A 14,962-nucleotide genomic window follows, 5' to 3' on the forward strand; every position below is an offset into this window, starting at 1 on the left:
TTATAGAAAATGTGCTTAAGACGCACGAGTTAAAAATATGGCGGTGTAGCTCAGCTGGCTAGAGCGTACGGTTCATACCCGTGAGGTCGTGGGTTCGACTCCCTCCGCCGCTACCATATTTTTTTTTGGCCCGTTGGTCAAGCGGTTAAGACACCGCCCTTTCACGGCGGTAACACGGGTTCGAATCCCGTACGGGTCATTCTCAAAAAGCTATCTCTATTATATAGAGATAGCTTTTTTTAGGTTTTAACGGAAAGGGGTGAAGTCGTAATGGAAGGTGTGCCGTTTGAACCGCTCCTAGTCGGAGTGTCTGGAGGATGTGACTCGATGGTACTCGTCGATCGGTTGTATCGAGAAGGGTATGACATTGCAATTGCACATGTGCATCACGGATTACGAGCAGCATCCGACGAAGAAGCACATTTTATCGAAGACTGGGCAGCAACTCGAAAGATTTTGTTTTTCATGACGCGTTTAGACTGGGCAGGACGTACGAGCTCTCAAGCAGCATGTCGTGAGGAACGGTATGCATTTTTTGAGCGCATCATGGAAGAGACCGGACGCTCGCGTCTTGTTCTCGCCCATCATCAAGATGATCAAATCGAGACGTTGCTCATTCAGCTCGTTCGAGGAGAAGCACAAGTTGATGGGATTCCTGTCATTCGTCCGTTTGGTAACGGCTGGTTACATCGACCGTTACTACATGAATCGAAGCAAGCATTACTCGATTATGCATGGCAACATGAGGTACCGTGGCGAGAGGATGCATCAAATGCAGAAACGACCTATTTACGAAATCAAATTCGGCATAAGATTCTTCCGCCACTACGAGACATTCGTCCTGGTTTTGAACAGGCAACAGCAGCAGCAGCACATGCGCGACAGCAAATCATGCGTGAGCAGGCAACATTCGTCGCGACCTATCTCGACCGGTGTAAGGAAACAAACGGAATTCCGGTCGCACGTATTTTAGAATTGCCGACGGATTTACAACGGCTCGTCTTGCCGACGTTAACGGGCGATACGTTTTCTTCCGAAACGATTCGTCACTTTGTTACATGGCTTCGGGTGGATAAGGGCTCGGACGAAGTGTATTATGGAAACTGGAGGATGCGACGTGCATATGGCTTTTTGATGCAAGATCGTGTGATACGGTCAATGAATGACGATTTACCGTTTCAAGTAGGGGAGAATTTGGGAACGTATCATTATGGTGAACAAATGCTTCGCTTCTCAATTGGAACGCACGGGATCCCACTGGACGCGATTACGTTTCCGTTGACGGTACGTCCGCCACGTCCGGGAGATCGGATTCAACTTGCTGTTGGTTCGAAAAAAGTCAGTCGAATTCTGATTGATGCGAAGGTTCCACGTTATCTCCGGGAACAAGTGCCGGTCGTCGTCGATGCAAATGGAGTGATTTTAGCCGTCATTGGACATCGAATTGCAATATTCGGGTCATTTGAACTCCTCGCAAAATCTTATTTAATGATAGAATGGTAATGTAGTGTTTATTATGGAGGAGGAATACCTAGCATGACCTTGATGAACGATATGGAAAAAGTATTGATTTCAGAAGAAGAGATCCAAAATAAAGTGGGCGAACTCGCCGGCGATTTGACAGCGGATTATCACGATCGTTTTCCGTTGCTTGTGTGTGTCTTAAAAGGCGCAATGCCTTTCATGTCCGATCTTGTCAAAAAGATGGATATGCACCTTGAAATGGACTTCATGGACGTTTCGACGTATCACGGTGGGACAACATCAACCGGTGAAGTCAAGATTGAAAAAGATTTGAACACATCGGTAGAAGGACGCGACATCTTGATTGTCGAAGATATCATCGACAGCGGATTGACGCTTGGTTACCTCGTAGACCTCTTCAAGTACCGGAAAGCGAAGTCCGTTAAAATCGTGACATTGCTCGACAAACCGACAGGACGGAAAAATGACTTGCATGCAGATTACAGCGGCTTCGTCATTCCACACGAATTTGTCGTCGGGTATGGTCTGGATTACGAAGAGAAATACCGTAACCTTCCGTATGTAGGTGTCTTGAAACCTGCAGTCTACGGTGGCTAATTATTTTTAATCTCGTCTGTCCCATGATAAGATGAAACCAATTACAAAGCGCGCCCTGTCGCGCCAGGATTCGTATTCATCCATTAGAAAAACGAGATGGATGCGGAGAGGAGGCATAAGATGAACCGAGCAGTGAAGAATACCCTCGTGTTTGGGGTCATTTTTCTAGCTTTGATCTTGTTTCTGCAATACTTGCAGAGTCCAGTGAACAAAAGCAAAGAAATCAATTACACACAGTTTGTCGAGTCTGTTGAAAAAGGTGAAATCAAGACGGCTACCTTCCAGTATGAAGGCCAGACGTATAATGTGACAGGAGATTTGCGTGCAAAAGATTCGACGTATGAAACAGTCGTACCGGCTGTTGATACGGAACTAACGGATCTCTACACGCAATTGAAAAGCCAAGGAGTCAAGATGGACTTCAAGGCAGCAGAAACGAATGGTGGTTGGATCGCGTTACTAACGACGATCGTTCCATTCATCATCATCTTCATCCTCTTCTTCTTCTTAATTAATCAAGCACAAGGTGGCGGTGGTGGCGGTCGCGTCATGAACTTCGGGAAATCGAAGGCACGCCTCTACGATACAGAGAAGAAAAAGATTACGTTTGATGATGTAGCCGGCGCAGACGAAGAGAAACAAGAACTCGTCGAAGTCGTCGAATTCTTAAAAGATCCGCGTAAATTCGCGAAGCTCGGTGCCCGTATTCCGAAAGGGGTTCTCCTCGTGGGTCCTCCAGGTACAGGTAAAACGTTGCTCGCGCGTGCTGCAGCTGGTGAAGCTGGCGTACCATTCTTCTCGATTTCAGGTTCTGACTTCGTTGAGATGTTCGTTGGTGTCGGGGCATCACGTGTTCGTGACTTGTTCGAAAACGCGAAGAAAAACGCACCATGTATCATCTTCATCGATGAAATCGATGCTGTCGGTCGTCAACGGGGCGCAGGTCTCGGTGGTGGACATGATGAGCGTGAGCAGACATTGAACCAACTTCTCGTCGAGATGGATGGATTCAGTGAAAACGAAGGCATCATCATGATCGCAGCAACGAACCGTGCTGATATTCTTGACCCTGCGTTACTCCGTCCAGGTCGTTTTGACCGTCAAATCACGGTTGATCGTCCAGATGTCGTCGGTCGTGAAGCAGTCTTGAAAGTACACGCGCGGAACAAACCGCTTGATTCAACGGTTGATTTAAAAGCCATCGCACAACGGACGCCTGGATTCTCGGGTGCGGATCTTGAAAACCTTCTAAACGAAGCAGCACTTGTTGCCGCTCGGGCAGATCGTGATAAGGTCTCGATCGTTGATCTCGAAGAAGCGATTGACCGTGTTATCGCTGGACCAGCGAAGAAGAGCCGGATCATCTCGCCGAAAGAGAAAAAGATCGTCGCATGGCATGAAGCTGGACATACGATCATCGGTGTCACGCTCGACGATGCGGACGAAGTACACAAAGTAACAATCGTTCCTCGTGGTAACGCGGGCGGATACGTCGTCATGTTGCCAAAAGAAGATCGTTACTTCATGACGAAGCCGGAACTCGAAGATAAGATTACTGGATTGCTCGGTGGTCGCGTTGCAGAGGACATCGTCTTCGGAGAAGTCTCGACTGGAGCAAGCAATGACTTCCAGCGTGCGACAGGTCTTGCACGGAAAATGGTCATGGAGTTCGGAATGAGTGAAAAACTCGGACCGCTTCAATTCGGATCAGGTCAAAGCGGTAACGTCTTCCTCGGCCGTGATTTCCAAAACGAACAGAATTACTCGGATGCGATTGCACACGAGATCGATACGGAAATCCAAGCGATCATCAACCGCTGTTACCAAAAAGCGAAAGATATCTTGACTGAGAAACGCGATCAGCTCGACTTGATTGCAACGACGTTGCTTGAAGTCGAAACACTTGATCAAAAACAAATTCACCATCTCTTAGAGACAGGCGAATACAAAAAACATGAACCAGAAGCAACGACTCCAAAAGCAGAAGAGAAAGCACCGGAATCGACAGATGCAACCGTCGATCAACCGACAGAGTCTCCAACGCAAATGGGTTCAGTCGTTGACGAAGGACAAAATGTAGATACGGATACACCAGATACGCCGCGTCGCGACGATCAAGTGTAAACGGATGGAACGGATTCGATCTCGCATCGAATCCGTTCTTTTTTGTTACAGACCGAGCGAATACACATCGGTAGGTGTGACCATACGAGCATGGTATAATCACAACGTATATCATTCCGAGCGTAAAACAACGGAATATAAAAAGAAGCATGAAAATCGAGAAGAAGCGGGGAAATAAGCAAATGATTTTAGTCATCGATGTCGGAAATACGAATATCGTCTTAGGTGTCTATCAAGGACAAGAGTTGATCGAGCATTGGCGGATTGCGACAGACCGGACACGGACGACGGACGAATACGGTATGCTCGTCAAAGCGTTGTTTCGTGACGCAGAGCTAAACGTGGAAGAAATCGAGGGAATCGTGTTATCATCTGTCGTACCCCCCGTCGTGTTTCCACTAGAAAATATGTGTGTGCGTTACTTTAAACGCCGTCCGTTTTTGATTGGACCAGGAATCAAGACAGGACTCGATTTAAAAGTCGATAATCCACGGGAAGTGGGAGCCGATCGAATCGTCAATGCAGTAGCGGCGACGGCGAAATACGAGGGACCGATGATCATCGTCGATTTTGGAACAGCGACGACGTACTGTTACATCGATGCACAAAAACGGTATTACGGTGGCATCATCTCACCGGGTGTGATGGTTGCGACCGAGGCACTCTATAATAAGGCAGCAAAATTGCCGCGAATTGAAATTGCGAAACCGCAGTCAACCATCGGTCGAAATACGATCCATGCGATGCAATCGGGTACGTATTTCGGATATGTGGCGCAGGTGGACGGACTCGTTCACCGGATGAAAGAAGAAATGGGTGAAGCGAAGGTCATTGCGACCGGTGGTTTAGCCCGACTAATCAGCGAGGAATCCACGATGATTGAGATCGTCGATCCATTCTTGACGTTAGATGGATTACGGATTATCTACGAACGAAATAAGTGAGGGATTAATAAGATGAAACGGGAAGAATTATTAGCACAATTAAAAGATGACTATTTAGTACGGGCGTTAGGCTTCAACGGAGAAGTTCGTGCATTTGCGATCCGTTCGACAAAAACGGTCTATGAAGCACAACTTCGTCACCAGACGACACCGGTCGTCACGGCAGCGCTCGGTCGGACACTAACAATCGGCGCGATGATGGGTACGATGCAAAAAGGCGATACACGTGTCACATTGAAAGTCGAAGGCGATGGACCAATCGGAAAAATCATCGTCGATGCCGATGCAAAAGGGGTCGTTCGTGGATATGTCAGTCGTCCCCGCGTCGAGATGGATACGTACGTCAATGCAGACGGTCTGACGAAATTAAAAGTCGGTGAAGCGGTCGGTCGCGGAAACATCTCTGTCATCAAGGATCTCGGGTTGCGTGACTTTGTCGGTGGTCAATCTCCGATTCAAACCGGTGAGATCAGCGAAGACTTCACGTATTACTTCGCTGTATCGGAACAAAGTCCATCAGTCGTTGGAGCTGGCGTTCTCGTTTACCCAGAAGACGAATCGGTCATTGCAGCAGGTGGGTTGATCGTTCAATTGATGCCGGGTGCATCGGAAGAGACGATCGCAGCGCTTGAAAAACGTGTCGGAGCTCTTAAACCAATCTCCATTCTCGTCGGTGAGGAAAAAACACCCGAAGAAATGTTAGAACTCGTTCTCGGTGACTACGAACATCTTGATACGATTCCGGTGTCATTCGAATGTACGTGTGACCGCGACAAATTAGCAACAGCGATTATTGCCCTTGGACCAGATGAGATTCAAGCGATGATTGATGAAGATGGTGGCGCGGAAGCTGTTTGTCACTTCTGTTCAGAGCATTATCACTATGATGTTCCAGAATTAGAGGAACTTCGCGAAAAATCACTCGAAAGAGCATAAGAGGGATCCGATATGGGGAATGTACAACCTAAGTACTTGTGGATGTTGATCTTCATCTTATTGTTGACGAATTTCATGACCGGCGCTTATGCCTTCATGGGTGAGCTCCCTAAGGTCGATTCTCCTAAAATCGTTCAGGACAGTATTGGTGGTCCGCTTGAGGATGTCATCGCCGAAGTCGGTGATGAAAAAATCACCCGAGCAATGGTCTATCAGACGATGCGAACGGAACAAGAGAAGCAGACAATCGATCGTTTGATTCAAGAAGCGGTCGAGCGCCAGACAAAGGATGGAAAAAAGCCGGAAGTTAAACGCTTTGATTGACAGATTTCATCCAGTCCGCTGATAATTAATCTATCGGATTACTTGGAATTCAAGCGGTTCACTAATGAGGAGGAATGGTCATGCGTATTGCGAATTCAGTATTAGATTTAGTCGGTCGGACACCGATCGTCAAGTTACATCATCTAACGGGTCCTGAGGATGCAGATGTATATCTGAAACTGGAGTACATGAACCCTGGATCGAGCGTAAAAGACCGGATCGCGTTATCAATGATTGAAGCGGCAGAAGAAGCAGGTCAACTTAAAGAGGGAGATACGATCATCGAGCCGACGAGTGGGAACACGGGTATCGGACTAGCGATGGTCGCTTCGGCGAAGGGATACCGTTCCATCCTCGTCATGCCGGAAACAATGAGCATGGAACGTCGGACGTTGCTTCGCGCCTATGGTGCGGAATTGATTTTGACGCCAGGTCCTGAAGGGATGAAGGGTGCGATCGCTCGCGCGACAGCGGAAGCGGAAGAGCACGGTTACTTCATGCCGCAACAATTCAATAACGGTGCCAATCCAGTCGTTCATGAAAAAACGACAGGTCCTGAAATCGTCGAAGCGTTCGAAGGCATGCAACTCGATGCGTTCATCGCGGGAATCGGAACCGGTGGAACGATCACGGGTGCTGGTAAAGTGTTGCGCGATGCTTTCCAAGGCATTGAAATCATTGCTGTTGAACCGACGGATTCACCGGTCTTATCAGGTGGTAAACCGGGGCCGCATAAACTGCAAGGTATCGGTGCTGGATTCGTACCGTCGATTCTCGATACAGATATTTATGATGGTGTCGAGCAAATCACGACGGAAGAAGCATTTGATCACGCACGCCGAGCAGCGAAGACGAACGGTGTCTTAGGCGGTATCTCGTCAGGTGCTGCGATTGCAGCGGCACTGAAGACGGCAAAACGTCTCGGTAAAGGAAAAAATGTTCTCGCGATCATTCCTTCGAACGGTGAGCGGTACTTAAGTACACCGCTGTATCAAGTCGAGGAAGAAGCAGATCAATCGAAGTAATCCATCATACGTACACGGAAGTCATTCGGCTTCCGTGTACTTTTTTGCGTATAATGAGAGCAGAATAGTGTGAAGTGGGGGACGCGTATGCGACAGACGAAATATAAAGCAATACCATGGACGAAAGAACAATTCTACAATCGGTATGTCGAACAGACGATTGGAACAACAGGACACGTCTGGCTCGAAAGCGGTCGAATCGGACGATATACGATGGCGGCGACTCGTCCTGTCGGATACGTCCGGACAAAGGACGGGATGACGACGATTGAGACAGATGGAAAAGTCGAGACGTCGACGGCAAACCCGTTTGATCTACTCGAACGACTCCGCGTCGAACGTGAATCCATCCGACCGGATGGAATGCCGCCATTCTTTGGTGGATTTGCCGGATATGTCAGTTATGATGCTGTCCGTTATTTAGAAAAGCTACCGGAGCAAGCGATGGATGATCTACAAACACCTGATCTATCGTTCTACTGGTACGATGAAGTTGCCGTGTTTGATGAGGAAACGAAACAATTGTTCATTGCCGTGACGCGAGACACAGCAGAGGAAGCAACACAGATTCTTGAAGAAGAAGTCGCGCGTTGGTGCGTCAAGACAAATAGACCGCAGTTTACAACAACCGGTTCATCCGGCGAACGAGAACGAGCTTTCGGACAGGAAGCGTTCATGACAGCGGCACACCGGATTAAATCGTATATTGAGGATGGTGACGTCTTCCAAGTCAATTTGTCCGTCCGTCAACAAGAACCGCTTGGGACGACAGCGGAACATCTGTATGATGTATTACGACAAATTAATCCTTCTCCATACATGTGTTACTTCGCAGATGAGGATTTAACACTTGTGTCAGCCTCACCTGAGTTGCTCGTCGAAAAAATAGGTGATGCGTTAGCAACGCGTCCGATTGCGGGAACACGGCCACGCGGGAAGGATGAAGCGGAGGATCTACGACTCGCGAAAACCTTACTCGATAACGAAAAAGAACGGGCAGAGCATGTGATGCTCGTTGATTTAGAGCGTAATGATTTAGGGCGCGTTAGTCGTTATGGTACGGTCCATGTCGATGAGCTGATGGTGATCGAGAAATACTCCCACGTGCAACATATCGTCTCAAATGTCAGAGGCGAAGTGGCTCCGGAACACTCCGGGAGTCAAGTGCTCGCCGCAATGTTCCCAGGTGGGACGATCACCGGCGCGCCAAAAATCCGGACGATGGAAATCATTGAAGAACTGGAACCGGTCCGGCGTGGCATCTACACTGGATCGCTTGGCTTCATCAGTTGGGCGGATGATGTCATTTTCAACATCTTGATTCGGACACTCGTTGCAAAAGATGGGATGGCATATGTCCAAGCAGGTGCTGGAGTCGTCACGGACTCGGACGCAGCACGTGAATACGAAGAGTCACTTAGTAAAGCCAAAGCGTTATGGGTGACAAAAGAAACGGCGGAGGGAACACGATGATTGTATTGATTGATAACTATGATTCCTTTACGTATAACTTAGTCCAGTATTTCGGCGAACTTGGACAAGACATCCGGGTATTTCGCAACGACGCGATTACGCTTGCAGAAATCGAAGCGTTGCAGCCTGATCATCTCGTCATCTCGCCGGGTCCCTGTACACCGAATGAAGCGGGGATCAGTTTAGAGGCGATTGCTTACTTTGCGGGGAAGGTACCGATCCTAGGAGTTTGCTTGGGTCATCAAGCGATTGGGCAAGTATTCGGTGGTAAAGTCGTCCGAGCGAAGGAATTGATGCACGGAAAAGTCTCGCCACTGACGCATGACGGACAAGGGATCTTTGAACGGATCCCACAAGCGACACCGGTGACGCGTTACCATTCACTTGTCGTTGAACGTAAGACATTCCCGGAAGTACTCGAAGTGACAGCGGAAGCCGGCGGAGAGATCATGGCACTCCGTCACCGGACGTTACCGATTTTAGGTGTCCAGTTCCACCCGGAAGCGATTTTGACACGAGACGGTAAACAGATGTTAAAAAATTTCTTGGAGTTGACGCATTATGTATCTCTGGCATGACGGAATCATCAAACGAGAAGAAGAGATAAGAATCTCCCCACTTGATCATGGATTCGTCTACGGGATGGGTATATTCGAGACGTTTCGGACGTATAACGGACATCCGTTTTTGTTCGATGATCATATCGAACGTATGCGGATGAGTTGTGTCGCACTCGGGATACAGTTAGCGTATGACCGGGAAGCCTTACGGCAAGCAATCCAAGATTTATATGAAGCATATGAGGCGAACGATCTCTATATCCGGTTGAATGTTTCGGCTGGTCCGCGTGAGATTGGGTTATCAATTGACCCTTACGATACGCCAACCGTGTTGATCTATGCGAAACCAATCGCTCCGCGAAAACGGGCGGAACGTGCACTCGAGACGATTCGTTTGCCGCGCAGTACGCCGGAAACGACATATCGCTTAAAGTCACATCATTACATGAACAATCTAGTCGCGAAACGTCAATTGTTCAATCCAGAAGCAGAAGGGCTGTTCTTGACGAAGGAAGGTCATGTCTGTGAAGGCATTACGTCAAATATCTTTTGGCGTTACGGAAGTACATGGTATACGTCGCCCCTTGAGACCGGTGCATTGAATGGGATTACCCGTCAGTTCCTCATGCAACATTTACCGGTCGAAGAACGTCTGGCATATTTACCACAGCTCGAAGAGTCAGATGAGATCATCTATACGAATTCCGTTCAGGAAGCGGTCGCCATTTCGTCACTTGACGGACGCCCTTTCCCCGGAATAAACGGAACAGGGTATGCGGAGATTATGAAACTCTTCGATCAATCTGTCGAACATGTGACAACAAGGAGGGAACAACCATGACCTACATCATGGGTATTTTGAACGTGACACCGGACTCTTTTTCGGACGGTGGACAATATGTTGATATCGAGCAAGCGATGCGGCAAGCGCGTCAGCTTGTCGCGGATGGAGCAGATGCGATCGATATCGGTGGAGAATCGACGCGACCGGGTGCGGCGTTCGTGTCAGTTGAAGAAGAACTCGCTCGTGTTTTACCGATTATTAAACGCATTAAACGAGAGCTGAACGTCCTCGTGTCGATCGATACGTATAAACCGGTCGTCGCAGAAGCTGCTATTCAAGCAGGAGCGGACATCATCAATGACGTCTGGGGTTCGAAGTGGGGCGATCGTTCAATGGTCAAGGTCGCTGCGCAGTATGAAGTACCAATCATTTTAATGCATAACCGGGAAACGGCGCATGGAACAGATATGCTTGCGGAAGTCCGGGCTGACCTTGAGGAATCGATCCGGTTAGCGAAACAGGCAGGCGTGGCGGAAGAACACATTTGGCTCGACCCAGGGATTGGATTTATGAAAACGCAGGAAGAGAACTTGTACTTGATGCGTTACCTGTCCATCGTCACGGACTTCGGGTATCCGGTTTTACTTGGAACGTCCCGTAAATCGATGATTGGTCTCGCGCTTGGATTGCCAACGGAAGAACGACTTGAAGGAACGATTGCTACGGTTTGCTACGGGATTCAACAAGGATGTGACTGGGTGCGTGTGCATGACGTCAAAGAAGTCAAACGGGCAGCGCAGATGATGGACATCATGTTAGCTGCGACGAAAGGGGAATGACGGTGGATCGAATTCATGTAACAGGAATGCGGTTTTATGGGTATCACGGTGTATTTGCAGAAGAGACGAAACTCGGTCAACGCTTCAATGTCGACTTATCGATCGGACTTGCATTGGCAGAAGCCGGTCGGACGGATGATTTGACGAAAAGTGTCAATTACGCTGAATTGTATGAAGCGACAAAACGTGTCGTCGAAGGAGAACCGCTCCAACTCGTCGAAGCCTTGGCGGATCGTATTGCAAAAGAAGTCTTTGCGTTAGACGGGCGGATTGAAGAAGCATCGATCAAAGTTATCAAACCGGATCCGCCGATTGCTGGTCATTATGAACATGTGGCAGTCGAGATCAATCGACTCCGGGGGGACTATGCATGAAGGAAGCTTACATTGCACTCGGTTCAAACATTGGTGATAAAGCGGCTCACTTAAGAGCAGCGATCGCTCGCCTGAGAGCCTTATCGTCTGTTCATGATGTAAAGGTCTCTTCCATTTATGAGACTGTACCTGTCGGGTATCTCGATCAGGATTTATTTTATAATATGGTCGTCGGGATTCAAACGACGGACGAGGCAGATGTCTTACTTGAGCGACTGCAGGAAATCGAACAGCTAGAAGGACGCGAGCGTCTGTTCAAAAATGGACCGCGGACGCTTGATTTAGATATTTTGTTATATGGGGGAGAACGTATTGACCTTGAAGGATTAACCGTTCCGCATCCGCGGATGCAAGAGCGGGCATTCGTCCTCGCGCCATTACGGGAACTAGCAGCAACATGCGTCATACCTGGTCTTGGGCAAAGTGTCGAGCAATTGTACCAGCAGTTACCAGAGACAGAACGAAACGGTGTGCGACGCTTAGGTGGTCTTTTAGAAGCGGAGGAACAATAATGGAATTTAACATTGGTGATGTCAAATTGAAGAATCAAGTCATCTTGGCACCGATGGCAGGCGTCTGTAATCCCGCGTTTCGGTTGATCGCAAAAGAATTCGGCGCGGGACTCGTCTGTGCGGAGATGGTCAGCGATAAAGGGATCTTGTACGAGAACGAACGGACGCTACAGATGCTGTACGTGGATGAGCGGGAAAAACCGCTCAGTCTTCAAATCTATGGTGGTTCAAAGGAGACACTCGTTCAAGCAGCGCGATATGTCGAAGCGAACACGAATGCCGACATCATTGATATCAATATGGGGTGTCCGGTCCCGAAAGTCACGAAAAGTGATGCTGGAGCGAAATGGTTGCTTGATCCGGATAAGGTCTATGAGATGGTCCATGCGGTGACACAAGCGATCGATAAACCGGTGACGGTCAAAATGCGGACCGGCTGGGACAGTCATCACATCTATTGTGTCGATAATGTCAAAGCGGCAGAAGCAGGTGGCGCGAAGGCTGTTGCCATTCACGGACGGACACGTTCACAAAAATATGAAGGTGTCGCAGACTGGAACATCATCGGTGAAGCAAAAAAAGCGGTTAATATTCCAATCATCGGAAACGGGGATGTTCAAACCCCACAAGATGCTAAACGAATGATTGATGAGATTGGTGTCGACGGTGTCATGATCGGACGGGCCGCTCTCGGAAACCCATGGATGTTGTATCAGACAATCCAGTATCTCGAATCAGGAACGCTTCCGGCAGAACCGACGGCGCGCGAGAAGATTGATATTTGTCTCTTGCACGCTACACGACTGGTCGCGCTAAAAGGAGAAGAACTCGCCGTGCGCGAAATGCGGACACATGTCGCCTGGTACTTGAAAGGAATGAAGGGGAACGGTCGCGTTCGCAATGCGTTATTTAACATCGACACGCATACGGGACTCGTTGAACTGTTACAGCAGTACTTGCAGACACTCGAAGAAGACGTAGCGTATGCCTAACAGGTAAAGTATAGTCGGACAGAGTCGTTTTGTGGTACGCTAGTTGCATTGAAGATGAGCGTATCGGTTTTCTAAAGGGCTGTCGGTCATTCCGGCAGCTTTTTATTCGAGAGAATCGTCGTGAACCATTATTAAAAGGAGTGAAGACAGTGAGTCAGGATATGGAAATGAACGATCAAATGCAGGTGCGTCTCAGTAAGATGAACGCCATGCGTGAACAAGGTCTCGATCCATTCGGCGCACGTTTTGAACGTTCGACGGATACTGCGAGCATTCGTGCATCATTTGGTGAACATACAAAAGAAGAATTGGCTGAACTGAAACCGGAAGTTGCCATCGCAGGTCGTGTCATGACGACACGTCGTAAAGGGAAGGTTGGCTTTACGAATGTTCAGGATGTACAAGGTCAAATTCAGTTGTATGTTCGTAAAGATGACGTCGGTGAAGAGGCGTATGAGATCTATAAGACATGTGACTTAGGTGACATCGTCGGGATCCAAGGATACGTGTTCAAGACGAATGTTGGTGAACTCTCTGTTCACGTCACAGCATTTACGTTATTGACAAAAGCGTTACGTCCGCTTCCGGATAAATATCATGGATTAAAGGATATCGAGCAACGCTACCGTCAGCGCTATCTCGACCTTATTACGAACCAAGAATCACGTGAGACATTCATCGCGCGGAGTAAAGTCATTCGTGGGATCCGTCAATATCTTGATAACCTCGGATACTTGGAAGTCGAAACACCAATGTTGCATACGATCGCGGGTGGAGCATCGGCGCGTCCGTTCATCACGCATCATAATGCACTCGACATGACGCTTTACATGCGGATTGCGATTGAGCTTCATTTGAAACGTTTGATCGTCGGTGGACTTGAGAAAGTATACGAAATCGGTCGTGTATTCCGTAATGAAGGAATCTCAACACGTCATAACCCAGAGTTTACGATGATCGAACTCTATGAAGCGTATGCGGATTATAAAGACATCATGAACTTAACAGAGAACCTGATTGCTCACGTCGCACAAGAAGTACTCGGTACGACACAAGTCACTTACGGAGAAGACGTCATCGATTTATCTGTCGGTTGGAAACGAGCGCACATGGTAGATCTCGTTAAAGAAGCAACAGGTGTCGACTTCTTCGAACAGATTTCGAACGAACGTGCCCTTGAACTCGCGCATGAACACGGTGTTGAAGTCCAGTCGCACATGACGACGGGACATATCTTGAATGAGTTCTTCGAACAAAAAGTAGAAGAAACACTCGTTCAACCAACATTCGTCTATGGTCATCCTGTTGAAGTATCACCACTTGCGAAGAAAAATCCAGAAGATCCACGCTTTACGGATCGCTTTGAATTATTCATCGTCCGTCGTGAGCATGCGAATGCCTTCACGGAATTGAACGATCCAATCGATCAACGTGAACGTTTCGAAGCACAACTCGTCGAAAAAGAAGCAGGAAACGACGAAGCACATGAAATGGATACAGACTTCATTGAAGCACTCGAGTACGGTATGCCGCCAACGGGTGGTCTTGGAATCGGGATCGATCGTCTCGTCATGTTGTTGACGAATGCGCCATCGATTCGTGATGTATTACTCTTCCCAACGATGCGTCACCAACAAAATTAATAAGTAGAGCTCTGTTCTTTCTATACTGTATAGAAGGAACGGAGCGTTCTTTTTGGAATCAACACAGGAATAAACAAGTCAAAAAACGGGTAAACAAAAGTTTTTAAATGTTTTTCTAATAAAATGCTTGTACGATTCAAAAAGCCATGGTATATTACTTCTTGTGCCGCGAATGGTCGTGACACACAAAAATAAATATCAAAAAAAGTTGTTGACAATCGGGTTGATAACTTGTTAAGATATTAAAGTCGCTGAAAACGACACGACGAACTTTGAAAACTGAACGATGAGGCAAAAATCGTATTCTACGGAATACAAAAACGAATGAAGCGCAAGCTTCGTCAATCGTG

The 14,962-nt window shown here is 47.9% G+C and carries 15 protein-coding genes and 2 tRNA genes; all 17 read left to right on the forward strand.

Annotated features, from left to right (window positions below):
* Window positions 1–39 precede the first annotated feature (39 nt).
* The 17 genes from ASG02_RS05940 to lysS all read left to right on the forward strand — a co-directional run bounded on the left by ASG02_RS05940 (window position 40) and on the right by lysS (window position 14,612).
* Window positions 40–116, forward strand: a tRNA-Met gene (locus tag ASG02_RS05940).
* Window positions 117–127: 11 nt separating this feature from the next.
* Window positions 128–199, forward strand: a tRNA-Glu gene (locus tag ASG02_RS05945).
* A gap of 71 nt (window positions 200–270) precedes the next feature.
* Entirely contained in the window at window positions 271–1,503 is a 1,233-nt protein-coding gene (gene tilS, locus ASG02_RS05950; protein WP_056062010.1) for a tRNA lysidine(34) synthetase TilS, read from the forward strand.
* A gap of 33 nt (window positions 1,504–1,536) precedes the next feature.
* A complete protein-coding gene (gene hpt / locus ASG02_RS05955) occupies window positions 1,537–2,082 on the forward strand; it encodes a hypoxanthine phosphoribosyltransferase (RefSeq protein ID WP_035413256.1) in 546 nt (181 codons plus the stop codon).
* A gap of 120 nt (window positions 2,083–2,202) precedes the next feature.
* Window positions 2,203–4,206 carry an ATP-dependent zinc metalloprotease FtsH gene (ftsH, locus tag ASG02_RS05960; RefSeq protein ID WP_035413259.1) on the forward strand — a complete coding sequence of 668 codons (2,004 nt, stop codon included), beginning with the start codon at window positions 2,203–2,205 and terminating at the stop codon, window positions 4,204–4,206.
* Window positions 4,207–4,388: 182 nt separating this feature from the next.
* Window positions 4,389–5,150: a type III pantothenate kinase gene (locus ASG02_RS05965; RefSeq protein WP_035413293.1), complete on the forward strand. Its 762-nt coding sequence runs from the start codon at window positions 4,389–4,391 to the stop codon at window positions 5,148–5,150.
* Between the two features lie 12 nt (window positions 5,151–5,162).
* Window positions 5,163–6,086, forward strand: a complete 924-nt coding sequence (gene hslO / locus ASG02_RS05970) for an Hsp33 family molecular chaperone HslO (RefSeq protein ID WP_023466563.1) — start codon at window positions 5,163–5,165, stop codon at window positions 6,084–6,086.
* A 12-nt stretch (window positions 6,087–6,098) separates the two neighbouring features.
* Window positions 6,099–6,410, forward strand: a complete 312-nt coding sequence (locus tag ASG02_RS05975; RefSeq protein ID WP_035413262.1) for a hypothetical protein — start codon at window positions 6,099–6,101, stop codon at window positions 6,408–6,410.
* Between the two features lie 80 nt (window positions 6,411–6,490).
* A complete protein-coding gene (gene cysK / locus ASG02_RS05980; RefSeq protein ID WP_056062013.1) occupies window positions 6,491–7,435 on the forward strand; it encodes a cysteine synthase A in 945 nt (314 codons plus the stop codon).
* An 87-nt stretch (window positions 7,436–7,522) separates the two neighbouring features.
* Window positions 7,523–8,908, forward strand: a complete 1,386-nt coding sequence (locus ASG02_RS05985; protein ID WP_056062015.1) for an anthranilate synthase component I family protein — start codon at window positions 7,523–7,525, stop codon at window positions 8,906–8,908.
* Window positions 8,905–9,486 carry an aminodeoxychorismate/anthranilate synthase component II gene (locus ASG02_RS05990; RefSeq protein ID WP_035413271.1) on the forward strand — a complete coding sequence of 194 codons (582 nt, stop codon included), beginning with the start codon at window positions 8,905–8,907 and terminating at the stop codon, window positions 9,484–9,486. The genes ASG02_RS05985 and ASG02_RS05990 overlap by 4 nt, the downstream gene beginning before the upstream one ends.
* Entirely contained in the window at window positions 9,470–10,309 is an 840-nt protein-coding gene (locus ASG02_RS05995; RefSeq protein WP_035413274.1) for an aminotransferase class IV, read from the forward strand. The genes ASG02_RS05990 and ASG02_RS05995 overlap by 17 nt, the downstream gene beginning before the upstream one ends.
* Window positions 10,306–11,091, forward strand: coding sequence for a dihydropteroate synthase (gene folP / locus ASG02_RS06000; protein ID WP_035413278.1), 786 nt, complete (start codon window positions 10,306–10,308; stop codon window positions 11,089–11,091). The genes ASG02_RS05995 and folP overlap by 4 nt, the downstream gene beginning before the upstream one ends.
* A 2-nt stretch (window positions 11,092–11,093) precedes the next feature.
* Complete coding sequence (gene folB, locus ASG02_RS06005) at window positions 11,094–11,465, forward strand: dihydroneopterin aldolase (RefSeq protein WP_035413281.1); 372 nt, start codon at window positions 11,094–11,096, stop codon at window positions 11,463–11,465.
* Window positions 11,462–11,977 (forward strand): 2-amino-4-hydroxy-6-hydroxymethyldihydropteridine diphosphokinase, encoded by a 516-nt coding sequence (folK, locus tag ASG02_RS06010; protein ID WP_056062018.1) that lies wholly within the window; start codon window positions 11,462–11,464, stop codon window positions 11,975–11,977. The genes folB and folK overlap by 4 nt, the downstream gene beginning before the upstream one ends.
* A complete protein-coding gene (gene dusB, locus ASG02_RS06015; protein ID WP_035413287.1) occupies window positions 11,977–12,969 on the forward strand; it encodes a tRNA dihydrouridine synthase DusB in 993 nt (330 codons plus the stop codon). The genes folK and dusB overlap by 1 nt, the downstream gene beginning before the upstream one ends.
* A gap of 161 nt (window positions 12,970–13,130) precedes the next feature.
* On the forward strand, window positions 13,131–14,612 hold the full coding sequence (lysS, locus tag ASG02_RS06020) for a lysine--tRNA ligase (protein WP_155960241.1): 1,482 nt from the start codon (window positions 13,131–13,133) through the stop codon (window positions 14,610–14,612).
* Window positions 14,613–14,962: the final 350 nt, after the last annotated feature.

Source organism: Exiguobacterium sp. Leaf196 (genome assembly GCF_001423965.1).
In the GTDB taxonomy this organism is placed as follows: Bacteria; Bacillota; Bacilli; order Exiguobacteriales; family Exiguobacteriaceae; genus Exiguobacterium_A.